This is a genomic window from Methylocystis sp. (assembly GCF_050246715.1).
Classification (GTDB): Bacteria; Pseudomonadota; Alphaproteobacteria; order Rhizobiales; family Beijerinckiaceae; genus Methylocystis.
Genome location: NZ_JBFWVN010000028.1, coordinates 20,464 through 39,161, shown reverse-complemented (window position 1 = coordinate 39,161; position 18,698 = coordinate 20,464). Strand labels below are relative to the sequence as shown.

Here is an 18,698-nt window from a genome sequence, read left to right as displayed (position 1 = left end):
CAGCGTCAGATACGGCGCAACCAACGACCATTCTTCATCACTGATATCAGACGGATAAGGCTTGCGAATCGGAACCATCCGATTCCATTAAACCCATCCCTCCCGAAAGTACATAACACCCTCTAGTCGCTGCTTCGCCGGACGAGTATGTCGCACGCCAGCAGCCTGAAATTTGCTGGTTACTCTACAAGTGACGAAACAGGATGGACATTATCTATCGTCCGATTGGGATCATCCGAAGCCCTTTCAAAACCTTAAGCGATATGCCCGTCCAGCCGGTCAGCGACGCGAGCGCAAACGGTTTTGTTGAGATCGACCCGCAATATCAGGAAGGGTTGCGTGACGTCGAAGGTTTTTCGCACCTGATATTGATCTACCACTTTCACAGAGCGCAGCCGTCCAAGCTTAGTGTTTTGCCATTTCTCGATACGAGTCCCCGCGGTGTTTTTTCGACGCGTGCTCCGTCGCGTCCCAATCCAATCGGCCTCTCGATTGTCGGATTGCGCGAGATCAACAAGAATCGTCTCTCGGTGACTCAGCTCGATATATTGGACGAGACGCCGCTGATCGACATAAAGCCTTACGTTCCCGAATTTGACGCGCATCCCGAAGCGTACGGCGGATGGTTCGAACGTTCGCGCGGCGCCGCACGCAAAAAGCTCTCAGACGACCGGTTTGAGTGATTGGACGGGCATGGAGGCGAATGCGACCGCGAGCCGTCAATGGCTCGCGCTGTGCGAAATATCTGCCCGGGGCGCCCCTAACGATTGCGACGCGTTTCCGATAGCTTCGGTCGCAACAGCGAGGGCTGCGAATCATGAGCTGGCGGAAAAAGCTTTTGGAAAAGCTGCCGGAGCGCGATCCGCGGCCGATCTATGTCGCGGCCTTCGGACTGCTGATGTCCGTCGTGAGCTACGCCATTCCCGACGAGCGCTTGGCCGGCGCCTTTTTTGGCTCCGGCCTGATCACGGCGGCCTTTTGCGTCGTCTACTGGCTCGCCAATCCCACCGGCGGCCTTGATTGAGACGGTCCTTCGAAGTCCTCTGATAGAATCCCGGCTGCTCGGTTCGCTGGGCCTGTCATTCCCGGCAGCCGAAGGCTGGCCGGGAATCCAGAGCAACTTTCAGATGCTTGTTGTGACTCTGGACTCCCGATCGCGCTTCGCGCGTCGGGAATGACATTCAAGCCCTTGCGCGCCTACAGCAGATTGCCCTCGGAGATCGCGCGAAGGGCGAAGCCGAGCGCGATGATGCCCCAACCTTTGAACAGTAGGTCGACGCCCAGAAAGGTGCCGATCGCCCAAAGGCCGGTGAACGGCCAGCCGACCACCAAAAGCGCGCCGAGAATCAGCGCGACGCCGCCCTGAATGAAATACATCCAGAGCCCTTCGATGTGGGACGTGAAGGCGAAGCCAATGATCAGCACGCCTTCGGCGATGAAATAGAAGCCGACAAGCAGCGTGATCGCCTCGGCGCCCATCGCCGGCCGCGTCAGAAGCATGAGTCCGACGATCGCCAGAAGGACCGCCCAAAGCACATGGACGAAAAAGTCGGTCCACAGGCCCGCCGTCGTAAAGGCGAAAACGAGAACGGACACGGCGCTGACGATGAGCAGAACGCCGAAGAACCCGACCGTGAGGATGGTCGCCATCCTGGCGCGCAGGATCGCGATGATTCCGAGCGCTCCCACCAATATGCCAAGGGCGATGACCCAGCCCCAATGAACGGCGAGGACGTCGGGGGCGCTTGAAACGAAAGAGTCAAACTGTCGCTGCATCTAAGTCATCCATGGCAAGGTTGCGAAAATCCGATCTTTGCCGATCGACGGCAAATAGCAAGCCGATAATTGCGACGAGACGATTTCACCGGCGACGGCGTTCTACTCAGCCAAAATCTCGAATAGATTACGCCCAGCATCGCGTTCTTAAAAAACATGGAAGCCGAGCGCAGTTACGAGCCGCTGACCCATGACTCTCGCGCGGCTCAGCGCGGTTGCGCAGGACGTATTGCGCGACCGGGTTTTTCGAACGCCAGTCGGGCGCCAATACAAGGACCGGCTGATTCTGCTGGCGCTCCGCCAGGGCGGGGCGCAGCATTATGTGGACGGCGTGACGGGCGTCAAAGATCTCGATGTCTGGGCGTTCTTTCGCGGCGGATTCGGGAAGCCCTTTCCCTAGCGCGCGCGATGGAGCGCCGATTTCGGACCTTCCCGCCTCGGCCGCCATCCGGCTGACGAGGGATATCTGGGGCGGCGCGTCGATATGATGGGCCGCTCGATTCCAGCGGTCGATACGAACGGCCAAGACGCAGTCGTCGCCTGGCTCCATGGCCGCAGCAAAGGCGCCAGACTTCTCGTCAGACGTCCGGCGATCGGGCTTTTTCCACAGGCGCTTTTCGCAAAGTCGCTCTGGTCGCCGAAATCGCCATCGTAAACTGCCCGGCTTAGCCGCCCTGGCTGCCGAGATGCGCGATTTGCGCGGCGCTTGCGCCGGAAGCTCAACGCGCGTTTCCTGGCGCCTTGGCGGTTCAGGAGCGGGAAAGGCACATGAAATTCATTCGATCGGCAGCCTTTATCTCAGCTCTGCTCTTCCCGGTCGCGGCCGTCGGCGCCGAGAGGAGCCGCTCCGTCATTCCGCTGAATTTGACCGAGGGTGAATATCTCGGCGGGCGCATATATCTGCAAGTCCGCATCGGCAATGTCATGGGGCCCATGCGCCTTGACACGGGAGCCTCGAGCACGCGCATCAGGCTCGCGACCTGGAACAAGGACATGCCGGCGCTCGGCGAAAGCGTCTCGACCGGAGCGTCAGGCGCGACAGTGCAATGCGATGACGTCGAAGCGCCGAAGGTCGAACTCGTCGCCAGTGAGGGAAACAATGTCGCGCGAATCAATTATGAGATCGCGCGCTGTCCGACGGACGGCGGCGACGACCTCTTGGGGCTCGATTTCTTCCGGGGCGCTCGCTTCAGCCTCGATATCGATCGCCGCGAGCTTGTCTTTTTCGGCGACATGACGGCGAATAGCCAGCCTAAGCCGCTTCGGCGGTTGGGACCCGATAAACGTCTCGTCGGCGTCGACCTACGCTTCGGCAGGACGGCTTCGGTCGGGCTGTTCGACTCGGGCGCGGAAGTTTCGGCGGTCGATCAGCGATTTATACGCAAGCATAAACGGCTTTTCACCGCCGTGAACGCCGACGCGCGCGCGAGCGGCGTCGCCGGCGCCCGTATTGCCTCGAAAGTGTATAAGATCAAGTCGCTCGACTTGGGCCACGGCCGCGTGCTGCGCGATGTTTACGCGATCTCATACGACTTTGGCGGCTTGCGCGCCGCGCTCGGCCGCGGCGTCTCCTTCCTCATCGGCTGCAACGTCATCAGAAAATTCGTCTGGGACTTCGATTTCCGCGCGCCGGAGTCGCCGACATGGGACGCGAAGCTGAATTAGATGATCCGTCCCCGCGGCGGAGCGTGAGCCGCCGATCGCCGACGTTCAGTTCGTCATTGCGAGGAGCGAAGCGACAAAGCAATCCAGCAATCGAACTACATGTTTTGGATTGCTTCGCTTCTCTCGCAAAGACGGCGCGCCGTCGGGCGGCGCGCTAAAAATTCACTTTCGAGGAGAGATAGAAGCTGCGGCCGGGAGAGGGATAACCGTCGGCGAGCACATAATAGTCGTCGAAAGCGTTGCGCACGCCGGCCGAGAATTTGATATTGTCCCCCGGCTGATAATCGACGTTGAAGTTGGTCAGACAGTAGGCGCCGGTCCGATAGTACCATTGGCCAGTCGTTACATTCGTCCAGCGATCGCCAGCGACTTCGAGGCTAGGCGTCAAGGTCAACTCGGGAATGGGGCGGTAACCGGCGTAAAAGAACATTTTAAGGTCCGGCACCCCGGTTGGTTGGAAGTTTATGATCGAAGGCGAATAGACCCGACGGCGCATCAGCGTGACATTGCCGCCGAGCGAGAAATCCTCACGCACAAAATAATCGGCGGAGAGTTCCGCGCCCCAGAATCGGCCGCTGCCGACGTTTTGAGATTGCGTGACATTGACGCCGAACTGCGGCGCCGGCACGCTTTGAATGAGGCGGTCGACGATGCTGTAAAAGACGTCGACCGAGACTCGGCTTCCTGGCGCGAAAACACTCGACCAGCCGAGGTCGAAATTGGTGGCCCGTTCCGGCCTTAGCGCGGGATTCGACGTCGCGCCGCCAAAGCGCGTGCTGAAACGTTCGAACAGCGTCGGATAGCGGGTTCGGCTGGAGCCATTGAAGTAGACTCGGTCCGTATCGGTATAATGCCAGATGGCGGCGCCCTGATAGTTCGGGGCCTGCACATCGATGGGTCGATAGTCGATGACGCCCTGCGGAACGGCGAAGCCTTGCGCCTGGCGCAGATGCCGCCAATCCCAGCTGAAGCCCGAAACGATATCGACGTCTGGCCTTGGATGGAATGTGTTCTCGACCGCCGCCGAATAGGTGTCCTCAATGCTCGAAATGATCGGCTGGGTGAAGCAGGGAACGTTGCGCACGCAGCCCGAGCGCTTGCCTAAAATATTCCGTCCGAAATATTCCTGCCATTCGGAATGATTGTCGAGCCGATAGAAGAACAGCGCTTTCAGCGTGTCGACGTCGCCGATCTGCGTCCCCGCCTCGACCTCCGCGCCGAGCGCATAATCGGCGTAAGCGCTGTTAAAGGATTTGGGCAAAGACTGATTGAAGAAAGAAGGGTCGTCGTAGCCGACGAGCGAATTGTCAAATTTGCTCCAATAGGCGCGCGTCTTTACATAGGCCGCTTCATTGAGTTGAGTCTTTGACAGAAAATAGAGGTTCTGCACGCGCCAATAGGGCCATCGCCAGAAGCGCTGCGTGGAGAGCGGATCGGTGATGTGAAGCGGCGCGCCTTTTTGGCCGTCCTGGCGGCTGAAGGTTAAGGAATATTCGTCGGTGGCGTTGGGCGTCGCGGCCACCCGCGCATTGACGTTATAGTCTTGCGTATAGGATTGCCCGCGCATGCCCGGTCCCTGCGCCAGCGTCGAGCGATAGCTCGCTGGCAGCATCCATCCGTCGAGATTTTGGAACGTGCCGCTAAGCTGCGCATACCAAAGGTCGTGCTTCGTTCCCGCGAAACCGTAGGTCATCGGTCCCAGGAACGTTCCGTCGCGGCCGAACTCGAATCTGGTGCGCCATTCGGCTTCGATCTCTCGGGTTGGACGACGCGACACCAGATTGATCTGGCCGCCCATGCCGCCGGGACCATCAAGCACTGAAACATAGCCTTTGGCGATCTGCACTGCCGCGATGTCGGCGGTGAGAAAGCGCGCGAAATCGAGCCTGTTGTCGACCGGCAGATAGACGCGAACGCCGTCAACGGTGAGGGGCACCTGCCAGCGATCGAAACCGCGCACATAGATATTCTGTTCATTGCGGGAGTTGCCGGAGATCTGACTGTTGACGCCGGGCGCGATATTGACCGCGCTGTCGAGCGTCGGCCGCGCAAAGGTCTCCATCTGCCGGTTGGTGATCGTATAGCCGCCGAAGTCGTCGGTGTGCTGCGCGGGCGTCGGACCATTGTCGGCTTTCGCCTTTGGAGCCGTCGGGGCCGTCGACGTCGCAGGAGATGCGTCCTCGCCGGCGCCATCGCCTTCGCCGGGCTCGGCGACTCTTGTCGGAACGCCGAGGCGACGCGCCCCGACTTTGATCCGACCGAGTTCGAAGGCTTTAGGCGCATGCACTTCGATCGGCGGCAACGCCGTTTGCGCGCTTAGGGGCGCCGCAAGGGTTAGAAGCACGCCGCCTGAAATCGCCGTCGTCGTCAGCAGTCTGGTCATCATTGCCCCCATGGTCGTCAGAGAGAGTTGAGGAAAGCGAGCAGCGCCTGGCGCTTGGGTTCGGGAAGGTTGCGGAAGGCGTCGGCGGAGGTTTGCGCTTCGCCGCCGTGCCAGAGGATCGCCTCGGCCGGCGTGCGCGCCCTGCCGTCATGCAGAAAATTGGCGCCGTCGCCGCCCTTGCCGGCGAGGCTTAATCCCCAGAGCGGCGGCGTTCGCCAATCGCGCGGGCCGGCGTCGAAGTCCTCGCGGCCGTCGGCGAGCGCTTCGCCCATGTCGTGCAGCAGGAGATCGGTGTAGGGATGGATCGCAACGCCATCGAGCGCCGGCTGTAACGCAAAGTCCGCAACATGCAGCGTATCGCGATGGCAGTCCGCACAGCCGATCGCGCGAAACAGGCTTTCGCCGTCCGTGACGCGCCGATCGTCGAGATTGCGTCGCGCCGGCGGCGCGAGCGCGCGGATATAGGTTACGACAGCGTCGAGTTGCGCGTCGGTCAATTCCAGCTTCGATGCGCCGCCGAGACATGCGCTTTGAGTCGGCGCGCAGCTCTCGACGGGAAACAGCGACGAGGTTACGCCGATGTCTTCGACGAATGCATTCGCGATCTGCTGCTTGAGACTCGGCTGATTGGCTTTCAGTCCGAAGCGGCCAAGCGCGTTCCGGCCAGTCTCCACGCTGAAGACGAAATTCGGCCTGCCCCTGCCCGCAAGAATTTCGGCGTCGCTGACGGCCTCGAGCAAGCCCAGGCCGAAGACAGGCGGCGCATTGCGCAGCGAGGTCTTCGTCTGTGGCCCAAGCGCGCCATAAGCAAGATTGCGGAAGGAAAGCGTCGGCCGACGAAGCGTTATTGTTTCGCCGTCGGCAAGCGTCACATCGAATTCGGCGTAGTCGACGATCGCCTGGCCTTCGCCAGCGACGCCGGGAACGCCTTCAGGATTGAGCTGAGCGCCGTAATGTGGATGGGCGCGCGGTCCGCCATGCGCATCCCGTCCTTCGACGCTCAGCCTCGCCGCCATCGTGCGCGCGACGCCATTTTCGCTATCAGGCGCGGCGCCGCGCCCGTTCTTGACGTGGCAGGCGATACAGGAAAGCCGATTGTAGAGCGGACCGAGACCGGCAAAGTCGGGATGATCTTGCGAGGGCCCGATGATCCAGGCTTGGCGGAATATGCCGCTCCCCTTGCGAAAGCTTGCGGCATGGTCGGCGTCCAGCCCATCGATCGGCTGGATGAAGGCTTCGCTTTCAGGACCATGCGCCTCGTAGCGCGCGGCGCCGGCAAGCGCCATTGCGCAGAGCAGGACGCCGAACCGCTTCATGGCGCGGGCTCCAGGCTTTTAACAAGGTCGTACGCCTGTCGCCGCGCAGAGGCGATCTGGTCGCGCCATTGCGCGATCTGTTGCGGATCGACCGCGTCGCGACGGGCAAAGCGCTCGAGGAAGGCAGTCGCGTGCGAATCGCTTTCCGAAACAGGAATGAAGCCGGCGAATGTCCTCGCCTCGCCAAGGACCGCCATGGCCTTGGCGTCGCCAGCGAATTTATTCTCCGCGTCGTGAATCCTGCGCCATAAATCGGCGCTCTCGGCGTGGCCTTCGACAATCGCGAGATCGAATAGAAGCGCGATGAGCGAAGGCCGTCGGCGGCCAATCTCTGAATCATAGTCGAGGAGCGTCGACGCCGGCAGCGTGAAGGGATTAGCCAATCCCTCGGGGGCGTTCTGATAGGCGTCGGGTCGCGCAGGGTGCCGGCGGCTGTCGCGCTCCATCAACAAGAGCTGACCGTCTCGCGACAGCAGGAAGTCGATGAAAGCCTGCGCGCCGGCGACGTGCCTCGAGCCGGCTGTCATCGCGACATGGGCGGGGAGGAACGCCGTGCGCTCGGGATAGATTATCTCGACCGGCGCGCCATTGGCCCTGGCGATCCCGGCGATGAAATCGATCGTCAGCGCGAGGGCCGCTTTGCCTTCGCGCACTGAGGCCGCCGGCGCGAATCCGGAATCGAGCAGCGTCGCCTCGCCCGCCATCTCGCTGAGAAGTCGCCAGCCTTCCGCCCAGCCTTCGCTTTGCAGAAAAATGTCATAGAGCGCAGGCGAAAAGCCGACCTCGCCAGCGACAGGCATGGCCATCCGCCGCGCATATTCGGGAGAGGCAAGGTCGCGCCAGCGTCGCGGCGCAGAAAGTCCTGCGGCCGTCAGCGCGCCGGGATTCGCGACGATCCCATAGCCGGCGACGTCATAGGCCTCGAAAAGGCCCGTCGGGTCGGAAAGTTGCTGCGCGCCGAGCCGTCCGGGGAGCGCCGCTCGATCCACCGATATTTTGCGAAAGGCGCCGCGGTCGCGAAGCAGCGCGAAATTCGACGGCGACGGGGCCCAATAAATATCGGCGCTGCCCTGCTCCGGCTTGGACAGTTCGGCGAGCGCGTCACGCGACTGCTTCCAGACGAATTGGACATGAATTTGCGGGTGGCCGCGTTCGAATTCGCGCTCGTAGCGCGTCGTCAATTCTTCTGGAAAGCTGGTGACGACAATGATGGTCTCCTGGTCCGCCGCCATCGCAGGAACAGCGGCGAATACGCTGATAAAGCAGGAGATTGCAGCGGCGGCGAGGGCGAGGTTCATTGAGCGGACATCGTTATGTAACATAACTACATAACTATTGACTACGAACGTACTGTATAAAAGTCAATGTTAGAATTTTATGCAGATAATGGCGAATGAATAGGCGGCTTGCCGAGGATAGCGCTCATAGCGCTATGTGATTAACAAATATTACGAAAATCATGGAAGTTATTTATAAATTTCAATGCATTGTGAGCAATTGACCGTGCGCCGACGGTCGCCGATTGGGCGCCTTACGAATTTTGTTGGGCCTGACTCAACACAACAGTCGAATACCTCCGCGAAGAACCTGCCGCGATACGGCTGCGTCCGATCGCGCGCATCGCCTGCCGCCAAACTTTTTGGGTCAATCAACTATCTGCGTTTACAGGCGCTCAACGCCAAAGGGACGCTTGGCGAAGGATCGCCCTTCCTCAGCCAGTTGCCTCCGACCGTTCGACCCTGTATCGGGGCGAGAAGGCGAGGCTCGGACATGGCGGAAAGCAAAATCGATGCTTCACTGGCGCTCCGCAGCGAGGGCCGACTGCTTGTCGGGCGCGATCGCGTCAAGCTCTTGGAGGCGGTCGCGGCCCATGGCAGCATCACCAAGGCCGCCAAGGCCGCCGGCTTCAGCTATAAGGCGGCGTGGGACGCGGTGAACGCGATCAACAATCTGCTGCCGACGCCGGCCTTCGTCACCAAGGCGGGCGGCCGCAGTGGCGGCGGCGCCGAAGTGACCGAGGAGGGGCGCCGGTTGATCGCCACCTTCCACCGCCTCGAAGAAAAGCTTGCGCGCATATCGGAGACGATCGCCGAAGAAGGTCTCGCCGGCGCGGAGGATTTCCTGCTCTGGACCGCCGGCATGACGATTTCGGCGCGCAATGTTTTTCGCGCTGAAGTGATTCAGGTGAAAAAATGGCCGGTGGACGTCGAAGTAACGCTGCGCGTTTCCGAAAAGGACACGATCCTCGCGATCGTCACCAATGAATCGGCGGAGCAATTGCATCTTTCGCCAGGACGCAAGGCGCTGGCGCTCATCAAGTCGTCCTTCGTCAATCTGGCGCTCGCGACCGACGCGACGCCGCTGCGGCGCAACTGTTTTCGCGGCGTCGTCAAACAGCGGGTCGACGCCGAACGCAATAGCGAAATTCTGCTCGACATCGGGTTCGGAAAAACAATGACGGCGGTGATTCCGCGCCGCCTTGTTGAAGACATGGGATTGAAGGAAGGGGACGCCGCCCTGGCGACCTTCGATCCGTCCGATGTCATTTTGGCGGTTGAATAGCCCGATCCAAAGCCATCGATCATGGCGGCGCAACTGGAAATGGGCTCGATTCCGCAATAATGTTTCGGGTCGTTTCCGCGGTAGCCTCAGCTAAAGGAGCAAACTATGAAGCGAATTTATTTCATCGCCGCCGCCGCATTATCCTTTTGTGCGACGAACGTCTTCGCTGAAACGAAAAAGCCGACGGCCAAATGGACCTGCGAGGAATTCCTGGAGGTCGACGAGCAATTTCAGCCGAAGGTGATCTACTGGTCCTCTGCTCAGACCAAAGCAGGCAAGGCGCTTGGATCGGCCGTCGATATTGAAGGCGCCGAGAAGGTCATTCCGATGGTCATCGACGACTGCAAGAAAGCGCCGAAAGAGTCTTTCTGGAGCAAGCTGAAGGGCGCTTGGAAGAAAGTCGAGGATGACGCAAAATCGCTTGGCAAGAAGCTGTGAGGCTTTCGCCCGCGGACTGGCAATGGGACGCTGAACGATGCTTGAACTGATCGCCGTCATCCTCATCATCATGTGGCTCTTCGGACTCGTCTCCTCCTATACGATGGGCGGCTTCATCCATATTCTGCTGGTCATCGCGATCATCGTCATCCTTCTGCGCGTCATTCGGGGCCGCAGCATCCTTTAATGCGTCGATCCATGCAGAAGGCCCGGCGCCGGCAAAGTAACGCGCAGAAAATACGACGGAAATCACGCGCCACAGGCTTCGCTGCAGGTTCGGCCGCTTGATCCATGCCGCGCGATCCATTATTCGCACTCTCAAGTGATGCGGCGCGCAAATTTTGAACCTTCGCGAACGTTTGATGTTCGCGGGGGTTGGAGATAGTTTCGGTCGAGGCGGCTTGGGGGTCTCGTCTAAATGTCGCACGAGGATTTCTCGAGAGATCGTTCAGCGCCGATGGGCTCCGATCGATCGTTCGGATTCGTGATCGCTGCAGCGATTGCGATCATCAGCCTACTGCCGATTTGGCGCGGGGAAGCGCCGAGTTTCTGGGGGCTCGCCGCGGCGCTCTGCTTCGCCGCCGCGGCATTGCTTGTCCCGGCGCGATTGCGGCCGCTCAACCGGCTGTGGTTCAAGCTCGGCTTGGCGCTGCACAAGATCACCAACCCGATCATCATGGGCTTTCTGTTCTTTGGCGTGATCCTGCCGATTGCGATGCTGTTCCGGGCGCTTCGCGCCGACCCGCTCAAGCTTACGTTCGACAAGAACGCGAGTTCCTACTGGACCATGCGCAATACGCCCGACGAGGCGAGCGACATGAGCAAGCAGTTCTGAGGAGAGAGAAATATGAGTTTTCTGCTCGAGCTTTGGGACTATCTGAAAACCCGAAAGAAATACTGGATGGCGCCGGTGCTGGTGATCATGCTGCTGATCGGCGCGCTGATCGTTCTGCAAGGCACCGCGGTCGCTCCGTTCATCTACACGCTCTTCTAAATTGCGATGCGCATACTTGGCATCTCCGCCTTCTACCACGACAGCGCAGCCGCCGTGGTGGAGGATGGCGAAATCATCGCCGCCGCTCAGGAAGAACGATTCTCGCGCAAAAAGCACGACTCCCGCTTTCCGCGTCACGCTATCGATTATTGTCTTCAAGCCGCGCGCGCCACGCCTGGCGATATAGATTTCGTCGCCTTTTACGATAAGCCGTTCGTCAAATTCGAACGGCTGCTCGAAACCTATGTCGCCTTCGCGCCGCGCGGATTCCAGTCTTTCAAGACGGCGCTGCCGCTGTGGCTGCGGGAAAAGCTATTCCAGAAATCGCTATTGCTGAAGGAGATGAAGGCCTATTCGGCCGATGTCGACTGGGCGGCGAGACTGTTGTTCGCCGAACATCACTTCAGCCACGCCGCCAGCGCCTTCTACCCCTCTCCTTTCAGGGACGCGGTCGTTCTAACGATGGATGGGGTCGGCGAGTGGGCGACGACCTCGGTCGCCTTCGGCGACGGCGATCAGCTGACGATGCAGCGCGAACTTCGCTTCCCGCATTCGCTGGGCCTGCTCTATTCGGCTTTCACCTACTACACCGGGTTCAAAGTGAACTCCGGCGAATACAAGCTGATGGGCCTCGCCCCCTATGGCGAGCCGAAATACGCCGAATTGATCGTCGATCGCCTCATCGACCTCAAACCGGACGGCACCTTCCGGCTCGATCAGTCATATTTCGACTATTGCACCGGATTGCGGATGACCAACGCAAAGTTCGATGCGCTTTTCGGCGGCCCGGCCCGCAAGCCGGAAGAATTGCTGACGCAGCGTCATATGGACATCGCGGCGTCGATACAGGCGGTCACTGAGGAGATTGTCCTCAGACTTACCCGCGATCTCGCCAAGGAGACCGGCGCCCGAAATCTTTGTCTTGCTGGCGGCGTCGCGCTGAATTGCGTCGCCAACGGGAAGCTTTTGCGCGACGGCAGCTTCGATCAAATCTGGATTCAGCCTGCGGCCGGCGACGCCGGCGGCGCGCTCGGCGCGGCGCTCGCCGCTTATTACCACCACAAGAAAAATCCACGTAGCGTCAACGGCGCCGGCGACGCCATGCACGGCTCCTATCTCGGCCCGTCCTTCTCGCAGGCCGAGATCGAAAGCCGGCTGCACGCCATCGGCGCCAAATTCGAGACGATGGCGGAAAGCGAACTGATCGAAGCGGCGGCGCGGGATCTCGCGGCCGAGCGCGCCGTCGGCTGGTTCCAGGGCCGAATGGAATTCGGGCCGCGCGCGCTTGGCGGACGATCGATCCTCGGCGACCCGCGTTCGGCCACGATGCAGAAAACCCTCAATTTGAAAATCAAATATCGCGAGTCGTTTCGCCCCTTCGCGCCCTCGGTTCTCCGTGAGGATGTCGCCGACTGGTTCGAACTCGACGGCGATTCTCCTTACATGCTGCTTGTCGCCGATGTCGCGGAGAAGCATCGTCTCGCAATGACCGCCGAGCAGCAGGCCTTGTTTGGCATCGACAAGCTGAATGTGCCGCGCAGCGCCATTCCCGCCGTGACCCACGTCGATTATTCGGCGCGAATCCAGACGGTGCATAAGGAGACCAACCCGCGCTATTATGCGCTGCTGTCAACATTCAAGCGAATGACCGCCTGTCCTGTGCTGGTCAACACGAGCTTTAATGTGCGCGGCGAACCCATCGTCTGCACGCCCGAGGACGCCTTCGGCTGTTTCATGGGCACGGAAATGGACGCTCTGGCGATCGGCGATTGTTATCTGCGCAAAGAGAATCAGGACGCTTCGCTCAAGCACGACTATAAGGAGAAGTTCGAACTCGATTAGAATCGGCTAACGACGCGTCGGCGTCGGGTCTCAACGGCTTATTTCGCTGCGCTGAGCGTTCGACGACAGAACGCCAGCATCGCCGACGTCTCTAAAAAGTCTAATTCTCACAACAGGATGGATGGCGCCGTCAGTTGCGGCGCGCCCTACAAAATTATTCGTCGAAACGCGGCCCTCAGAGATTGTCCGTTATGAGTTTCAACCCAGCCTCGCCTTTCGACGATCTCGCTCCAGCCGACTTGCAAAGGCCACTTCAGGGCGGCGATAAAACCGCGATTGCTGTTTCGGCGCATCACGCCCGCATTGGAGGCGACGGAGGAAGCGTCTTTCCTGTGCGTAGCGAAACGCATCCGACGCACCGAATTTTTGTTTTTTTGGAGCGGCAAATGGATTTCGATCACATCAAACGGGAAAATCTCGTCCATAGTTTACGCGACGCCTTGCCCCTTCCTGCCCGGCCCCGGCCTGCGCTCTTGGTATTTCTTCGCGCGCGCGGCGTGATCGGGCGCAGCGCGCCGAAACTCGTCATTGTCGACATTTTCAATACAGCCGCGCAGGATCTGATGTGCCGCTTCATGATTGCGGGCGACGCCGCGTCGAGCTTCGTCGCGCCGCTGGCGCAAATTGCGTTCGATCGCAGACATCCGCTCGTCCAAAGGCTCGCCGCGCGCCGGCGAAATGCGCCGCGCTCAAGAATCCGTGAAAGATGACTGCTATGTTACGCCCACCCTCGCGACGCCGCCGACGAACGCCGCGGTCAGCATGCCCGGGGTCGAATGCGCCTGGCCATATCTTCCCTCCCGGTCCACGATAATGAGGCCGCCCTGGCCGTTCACCTTGGCGACGAGATAGCGAATCGCCTCGCGCGCCGCCTCTTCGGCTGGCATGGCGCGAAACTCAATGAAGAAAGCGGCGGCGCGCGCCAGCGAGGTGCGGATGAAATCCTCGCCGACGCCCGTGCATGAGACGGCGCAACTGGCGTTGTCGGCAAATGTCCCGGCGCCGATGATCGGCGAATCGCCGACACGGCCGCAAAGCTGATTGACGACGCCGCCAGTCGACGTCGCCGCCGCAAGGTCGCCGTTACGGTCGCGCGCGACGGCGCCGACAGTGCCGAGCTTCCCATCGGCGACGCCCGAATGATCGAGCGCAATTGCGCGCTCGCGCTTCGCTTTCGCCAACTGCGCGACGCGCTCTTGCGTTTTGAAGTAATCCTCGCTCTCGAACCTCAACTGCCGCTCGCGCGCAAAGCGTTCCGCGCCCTCGCCGACGAGCAGCACATGGCCGCTATTTTCCATGACTTCATAAGCAAGACGCGCTGGATTTCTTACGGCACGGACCGCCGCCGCCGCGCCGGCCTTAAGCGTTCGGCCGTCCATCACCGATGCATCGCAAAGGACGTCGCCTTCCGCGTTCAGCACCGCGCCCCGACCGGCGTTGAACAGAGGATCGTCTTCAAGCAGCGCGACGCAATGGACCACAGCGTCTAGCGCCGACGAGCCCGCCGCCAGAAGGCGCGCGCCCGACTCGACAATCGCGCGCAACGAGGGCCCGTAACGCTGAGGATCGCGGATCGCGCCGGCGCCGCCATGGATCATCAGCGAGAAGTCCGTCGCGGCTTGACCAGTGAATTGCCGCTTCATCTGGCGTTTGCGCTATAGTTTCGAACGCCAAGAAATTCGGGTGAACGCCATGCGCAACACATTGCTTGTTTCCTTGATCTTCGCCGCGCTCGCGGCGCCTGCAGCGTCGGAAACGTCGATCATAGGCGAAAGGGACGGAAAGGACATCGTCACCGTGCGCGTCGACCAAGCGACGCGATCCAAGCAGGACCTGCCTTTCTTTCCTGGAATCTCCACGAAGACCGTCGGCTCAAAGGGACTGTCGTTGCTTAAAGTAGTGATTCCTCCAGGCGGCAAGGCGGCGGCGCACATCCATAAGGGCCATGAGTCAGCGATCTATCTTTTGCAAGGCCGCGTCGAAACGCGCTATGGAGAACATCTTGAAAAGAGCATCGTAAACGTCGCGGGAGATTTCATCTTTATTCCGCCGGACGTGCCCCATCAGCCGGTGAACCTGAGCGACAGCGAGCCGGCGATCGCGATCGTCGCCCGCACAGATGGGAACGAACAGGAGCACGTCATTCTCTACCCAACAAAAAGGTAGATGATCTTCAGACCCGTCACCATCCTTGCTCGCCGCTTGCTTTCGCAGGTCCAGTAGGCGAGCGCGAGCGCGCAGAATTGTCGGCAACGCGCTCGACCGGGCGGCTTGACCCTGGAAGTGAAAGCGCTCGACCCTAAAGGCTCATCGCTCGCAATTGGATCGGCCCTCCGCGCGGGACCACAGTCTCAAGATGCACTTTCGAGCAGCGGCGTCGCCGATCGGAATCTCGGGAGCGCGAGCCTGCTATAGTGCGCGAGACGCCTTGCGCTCGAAAAATAGCGCCTGGCTGATTGTGGCCTTAACCGTATCCACCTTATAGGGCTTGCTGATGAGAAAGGCAGGCTCCGGCCGCTCTCCGGTGAGCAGCCGTTCCGGAAATGCGGTAATGAAAATGACCGGGGCGTCAAAGCTTTCAAGTAATTCGTTGACGGCGTTCAGCCCTGAGCTGCCGTCCGCGAGTTGAATGTCAGCGAGGATCAGCCCGGGGCGCTGGCGTTTGGCGAGTTCTAGCGCCTCCTCATGCGTGCGCGCGACGCCGATCACGCGATGGCCGAGGTCGCGCGCGATGAATTCGATGTCCTGCGCAATCAGAGATTCATCCTCGATAATGAGCACGTCCGTCGCGACGTGTTCGGCGATTTCTCGGCCGGCGTCTCTCACGAGCGCTTCGACCTCCGCTTCGGTCACGCCCAATATTGCAGCGGCGTCCGCCACGCAGAAGCCTTCAACCGTGCGCAGCAAAAAGGCCTGCCGCGATCGAGGCGTCAGCATGCTGATGTTGCGCTGCGCTGCAGAAATTTCGTCGGTGGGCGACGTCTCCGTGTTCAGTCGGATCGACGACCAGGAAGCCATGAAAAGATGGTAAAGCCCGACTTTTGGCGACATATTCGTGGGGAAATCGTCCGGGTCCGACACCAGCGCCTCAAGCGTTGCGACAACGTAAGCGTCGCCGCTTTTTTGCGAGCCGCAAAGCGCCCTCGCGAAGCGACGCAAATAGGGCAAGTGCACCGCGATTTCACGGGAAAGATTCATTGCTTCATCCTGTTGCCGACAACAAGGGCGAAGTCGAATTCGCCCGGGTTTTTGAGCTACGGCTTTGTTTGCTTGCGCAAACGGAACAATTAGTGTTCCTAGGCGTTGCAACAAGGGAGTCGCGCGCACCGTGCCGAATTTGGGCGGCCGGTCTCGGGCGGCGCTCGGGGTCGGGAATGAGCCAACGCGAAAATCAGGACGACAAAAACGGCCCCCGCCGCGACGCGGAATCAAATATGCATAGCGCCGCCGAAGGCGGCGAAAACGATATAGACGGCGCCTCCATAGACGACGGCGTCGCGCTGGATCCAAAGATTCAGGCTCAGCTCGGCCGCGTGTTTCGAGCCTATTGCGACGATCTTATACATCAACCGATTCCAGACAAATTTGCTGTGCTGTTGGCCAAGCTGGAAGCGAAACAGCGCGAAAAAAAATGACCGAAGACTCCTTTGGAGATCAGATCGTGGCGCAGATGCCCTATCTGCGCGCCTTCGCTATTTCGCTTTGCGGCTCGCATAGTCTCGCCGACGATTTGGTTCAGGACGCTCTGGTCAAGGCTTGGTCGCACGCCGACTCATTCCAGCCGAATACGAACCTGCGCGCCTGGCTCGTGACCATCCTGCGCAACACTTATTTTTCAGGCTATCGGAAGCGGTCGCGGGAAGTGCAGGACAGCGACAATCTGCTGGCCCAGCAGATTCCCGTAAAGGGCGGTCAGGAGTCGGCGCTGACCCTCGCCGATGTTCAGGCGGCGTTGGACAGGCTTGCCCCCGAGCACAAGGAAATCCTGCTGATGATCGGAATCGCCGAGCTTTCCTATGAGGAAGCTTCCGAGATTTGCGGCGTCGCCATCGGCACGGTGAAGAGTCGGTTGAATCGGGCGCGCGCCAAACTCGCCGAGCATCTGGGCCTGCTTGCGCCAAGCGACATTGATAGCGATCCCACCGTCTCGGACCTCGCCGCGCGGCCGCCGTCGCGGGCGATTTAGCAGACCCTGGCTTTTGGTGGGTATGCGCCGGGAAGTATCTGCTCTATTTGAAGTTTGCGCTTGGCGTACTCTCCCAGCAATCGGCAGCGTCAATGATAGAAGGCTGTGAAGGACAACATTTCCGGCCGCGTCCGGGGACGGCTAAGGCCGCGGCGGGCGCGCCGGCGTCCGCGCGCCCTCCGGCCGCAAGCCTGTTTTTGCTGTCGCTAATGTCGGAGGCCTTCGCCGCAGTTGACGGATCGATAAGCGCCAAGGTCTGGCTCGACGTCGTCGGCGTCCTCGCCATAGCTCTGGTTGCCGCCCTGACGGTGATCTTCTGGCTGGTGCAACGGCGCCGCAAAACGCAAAGGGCGCAAGTCGAACTCGCTGAACTCACCCTGGCGGTGGAAGCGAACAACGCCTCGCATTGGCGCGACACCGGAATCCCGGAGGTCGACGCCATTGCGCACAGCCTTCAGAACATCGACGGGCGCCTGCGAGAGAAGCGCAAAAGATTGTTCGAGTTGAACGACCTACTGACGAAAAGCTCAGCGGTCATCGGCCGAGCGGGATCCAATCTGCAACTGCGCGCGCTGCTCGACGCCATGCCGGTTGGAATCCTAATTGCTGAAGCGCCCAGCGGACGCATCGTTGAGGGCAACCGCGTCATGGAAGCGATCCTGCGTCGGCCGATTTGCTATTCGGAAAGCACGGAAAGCTACAGACAAAGGAACGCCGTCCATCCGGACGGCCTACCTGTCACGAGCGAGGAATATCCGCTCGCCCGCGCGCTTGCCGGCGAAGATCACCCACAACTCGAATGCAAAATCGAGCGCGGCGACGGCTCCCATGTCTGGATCAACATTGTTGGTGCGCCTATCCGCGACGACCAAGGCGCGATCATCGGCGCAATCGTCGCCGTCACTGACGTAGACGACCTCAAGAACGCGGAAATTCAAAGCCAGATGATGAACCGCGAGTTGCATCACCGCGTGAATAATTCGCTCGCGATGATTCAGGGAATCGCCAATATCACAGCGCGCACGGCGCTGGACTTTTCGAGTTTTCAGCAGGGGTTCTCCAACCGCGTGCAATGCTTGAGCCGCATCTCCACGCTGCTCACGCAGACGTCCTGGGAGCGGACGCCGCTTAAAGACTTGGTGCTCGTCGCGCTGTCCTGCGGCAGCCACGATTATGGCGACCGCATCTCGATATCTGGCGTAGATTTGGAATTGCGTTCCGCGGTCGCCTCGGCGCTGGGCTTGGCGCTCAACGAATTGCTCGCTAACGCCGAACAGCACGGCGCGCTGTCGGACGACGACGGCCGCGTCTCACTCAATTGGCGCGTCGATCATGAAGGGGATCGGCCGCATCTGAAATTGAACTGGACGGAGACGGACGGGCCAGTCGTCGAAAACCCGCAGCAGACGGGCGTCGGTCATTTTTTAATCACCAATGTGCTGGCGCGCCAAATGGGCGGCGACGTCAGGCTCTCCTATCGCCCCGAGGGCCTGCAGGCCGAAATATCAGCGGAAATTTGACGCCGCGCAGGGCGCG

22 protein-coding genes are annotated in these 18,698 nt (G+C 60.4%); 14 read left to right on the top strand and 8 right to left on the bottom strand.

Annotated features, from left to right (window positions below):
- Positions 1-203: 203 nt before the first annotated feature.
- Together tsaA and AB7I51_RS10430 are read left to right on the top strand one after the other, a co-directional pair.
- Complete coding sequence (tsaA, locus tag AB7I51_RS10435; RefSeq protein ID WP_428406192.1) at positions 204-683, top strand: tRNA (N6-threonylcarbamoyladenosine(37)-N6)-methyltransferase TrmO; 480 nt, start codon at positions 204-206, stop codon at positions 681-683.
- A 134-nt stretch (positions 684-817) separates the two neighbouring features.
- A complete protein-coding gene (locus AB7I51_RS10430) occupies positions 818-1,024 on the top strand; it encodes a hypothetical protein (RefSeq protein ID WP_428404317.1) in 207 nt (68 codons plus the stop codon).
- Positions 1,025-1,197: 173 nt separating this feature from the next.
- On the opposite strand, the gene AB7I51_RS10425 is transcribed toward AB7I51_RS10430, so the two are convergent.
- Positions 1,198-1,776: an HdeD family acid-resistance protein gene (locus AB7I51_RS10425; protein ID WP_428404318.1), complete on the bottom strand. Its 579-nt coding sequence runs from the start codon at positions 1,774-1,776 to the stop codon at positions 1,198-1,200.
- Positions 1,777-1,966: 190 nt separating this feature from the next.
- Between AB7I51_RS10425 and AB7I51_RS10420 the strand changes: the two genes are divergently transcribed.
- Positions 1,967-2,176 carry a hypothetical protein gene (locus tag AB7I51_RS10420; RefSeq protein ID WP_428404319.1) on the top strand — a complete coding sequence of 70 codons (210 nt, stop codon included), beginning with the start codon at positions 1,967-1,969 and terminating at the stop codon, positions 2,174-2,176.
- Between the two features lie 368 nt (positions 2,177-2,544).
- Positions 2,545-3,441 carry a hypothetical protein gene (locus AB7I51_RS10415; protein WP_428404320.1) on the top strand — a complete coding sequence of 299 codons (897 nt, stop codon included), beginning with the start codon at positions 2,545-2,547 and terminating at the stop codon, positions 3,439-3,441.
- A 154-nt stretch (positions 3,442-3,595) separates the two neighbouring features.
- Here AB7I51_RS10415 and AB7I51_RS10410 read toward each other — a convergent pair whose 3' ends face one another.
- From AB7I51_RS10410 to AB7I51_RS10400, 3 genes are read right to left on the bottom strand one after another with little or no spacing between them, the layout of a single operon-like run.
- Positions 3,596-5,827 (bottom strand): TonB-dependent receptor plug domain-containing protein, encoded by a 2,232-nt coding sequence (locus AB7I51_RS10410; RefSeq protein ID WP_428404321.1) that lies wholly within the window; start codon positions 5,825-5,827, stop codon positions 3,596-3,598.
- Between the two features lie 14 nt (positions 5,828-5,841).
- Positions 5,842-7,140 carry a di-heme oxidoredictase family protein gene (locus tag AB7I51_RS10405; protein ID WP_428404322.1) on the bottom strand — a complete coding sequence of 433 codons (1,299 nt, stop codon included), beginning with the start codon at positions 7,138-7,140 and terminating at the stop codon, positions 5,842-5,844.
- Entirely contained in the window at positions 7,137-8,438 is a 1,302-nt protein-coding gene (locus tag AB7I51_RS10400; RefSeq protein ID WP_428404323.1) for an ABC transporter substrate-binding protein, read from the bottom strand. The genes AB7I51_RS10405 and AB7I51_RS10400 overlap by 4 nt, the downstream gene beginning before the upstream one ends.
- Positions 8,439-8,910: 472 nt before the next feature.
- Here AB7I51_RS10400 and AB7I51_RS10395 point away from each other — a divergent pair, with 472 nt between their 5' ends.
- From AB7I51_RS10395 to AB7I51_RS10370, 6 genes are all read left to right on the top strand, one after another.
- Complete coding sequence (locus AB7I51_RS10395; protein ID WP_428404324.1) at positions 8,911-9,702, top strand: TOBE domain-containing protein; 792 nt, start codon at positions 8,911-8,913, stop codon at positions 9,700-9,702.
- Between the two features lie 105 nt (positions 9,703-9,807).
- Complete coding sequence (hdeA, locus tag AB7I51_RS10390; protein WP_428404325.1) at positions 9,808-10,140, top strand: acid-activated periplasmic chaperone HdeA; 333 nt, start codon at positions 9,808-9,810, stop codon at positions 10,138-10,140.
- 37 nt (positions 10,141-10,177) lie between these two features.
- The gene (locus AB7I51_RS10385) at positions 10,178-10,327 is read left to right on the top strand and encodes a lmo0937 family membrane protein (RefSeq protein ID WP_428404326.1); all 150 of its coding nucleotides are present in this window, start codon (positions 10,178-10,180) and stop codon (positions 10,325-10,327) included.
- A gap of 231 nt (positions 10,328-10,558) precedes the next feature.
- Positions 10,559-10,975 carry an SxtJ family membrane protein gene (locus AB7I51_RS10380; protein WP_428404327.1) on the top strand — a complete coding sequence of 139 codons (417 nt, stop codon included), beginning with the start codon at positions 10,559-10,561 and terminating at the stop codon, positions 10,973-10,975.
- Between the two features lie 12 nt (positions 10,976-10,987).
- Positions 10,988-11,134, top strand: coding sequence for a DUF5989 family protein (locus AB7I51_RS10375; protein WP_409980301.1), 147 nt, complete (start codon positions 10,988-10,990; stop codon positions 11,132-11,134).
- A 6-nt stretch (positions 11,135-11,140) separates the two neighbouring features.
- On the top strand, positions 11,141-12,976 hold the full coding sequence (locus tag AB7I51_RS10370; RefSeq protein ID WP_428404328.1) for a carbamoyltransferase family protein: 1,836 nt from the start codon (positions 11,141-11,143) through the stop codon (positions 12,974-12,976).
- Positions 12,977-13,122: 146 nt separating this feature from the next.
- On the opposite strand, the gene AB7I51_RS10365 is transcribed toward AB7I51_RS10370, so the two are convergent.
- From AB7I51_RS10365 to AB7I51_RS10355, 3 genes are all read right to left on the bottom strand, one after another.
- Positions 13,123-13,401: a hypothetical protein gene (locus AB7I51_RS10365; RefSeq protein WP_428404329.1), complete on the bottom strand. Its 279-nt coding sequence runs from the start codon at positions 13,399-13,401 to the stop codon at positions 13,123-13,125.
- A 3-nt stretch (positions 13,402-13,404) separates the two neighbouring features.
- Positions 13,405-13,620, bottom strand: coding sequence for a hypothetical protein (locus AB7I51_RS10360; protein WP_428404330.1), 216 nt, complete (start codon positions 13,618-13,620; stop codon positions 13,405-13,407).
- A gap of 69 nt (positions 13,621-13,689) precedes the next feature.
- Positions 13,690-14,619: an isoaspartyl peptidase/L-asparaginase family protein gene (locus AB7I51_RS10355; RefSeq protein WP_428404331.1), complete on the bottom strand. Its 930-nt coding sequence runs from the start codon at positions 14,617-14,619 to the stop codon at positions 13,690-13,692.
- Here AB7I51_RS10355 and AB7I51_RS10350 point away from each other — a divergent pair.
- Entirely contained in the window at positions 14,603-15,142 is a 540-nt protein-coding gene (locus AB7I51_RS10350) for a cupin domain-containing protein (RefSeq protein WP_428404332.1), read from the top strand. The genes AB7I51_RS10355 and AB7I51_RS10350 overlap by 17 nt on opposite strands.
- A gap of 243 nt (positions 15,143-15,385) precedes the next feature.
- Here AB7I51_RS10350 and AB7I51_RS10345 read toward each other — a convergent pair whose 3' ends face one another.
- Positions 15,386-16,174, bottom strand: coding sequence for a response regulator (locus AB7I51_RS10345; RefSeq protein ID WP_428404333.1), 789 nt, complete (start codon positions 16,172-16,174; stop codon positions 15,386-15,388).
- Positions 16,175-16,410: 236 nt separating this feature from the next.
- Here AB7I51_RS10345 and AB7I51_RS10340 point away from each other — a divergent pair, with 236 nt between their 5' ends.
- The 3 genes from AB7I51_RS10340 to AB7I51_RS10330 all read left to right on the top strand — a co-directional run bounded on the left by AB7I51_RS10340 (position 16,411) and on the right by AB7I51_RS10330 (position 18,682).
- Positions 16,411-16,611, top strand: coding sequence for a NepR family anti-sigma factor (locus tag AB7I51_RS10340; protein WP_428406191.1), 201 nt, complete (start codon positions 16,411-16,413; stop codon positions 16,609-16,611).
- A complete protein-coding gene (locus AB7I51_RS10335) occupies positions 16,608-17,162 on the top strand; it encodes a sigma-70 family RNA polymerase sigma factor (protein ID WP_428404335.1) in 555 nt (184 codons plus the stop codon). The genes AB7I51_RS10340 and AB7I51_RS10335 overlap by 4 nt, the downstream gene beginning before the upstream one ends.
- A 209-nt stretch (positions 17,163-17,371) precedes the next feature.
- Entirely contained in the window at positions 17,372-18,682 is a 1,311-nt protein-coding gene (locus AB7I51_RS10330) for an HWE histidine kinase domain-containing protein (protein WP_428404336.1), read from the top strand.
- Positions 18,683-18,698: the final 16 nt, after the last annotated feature.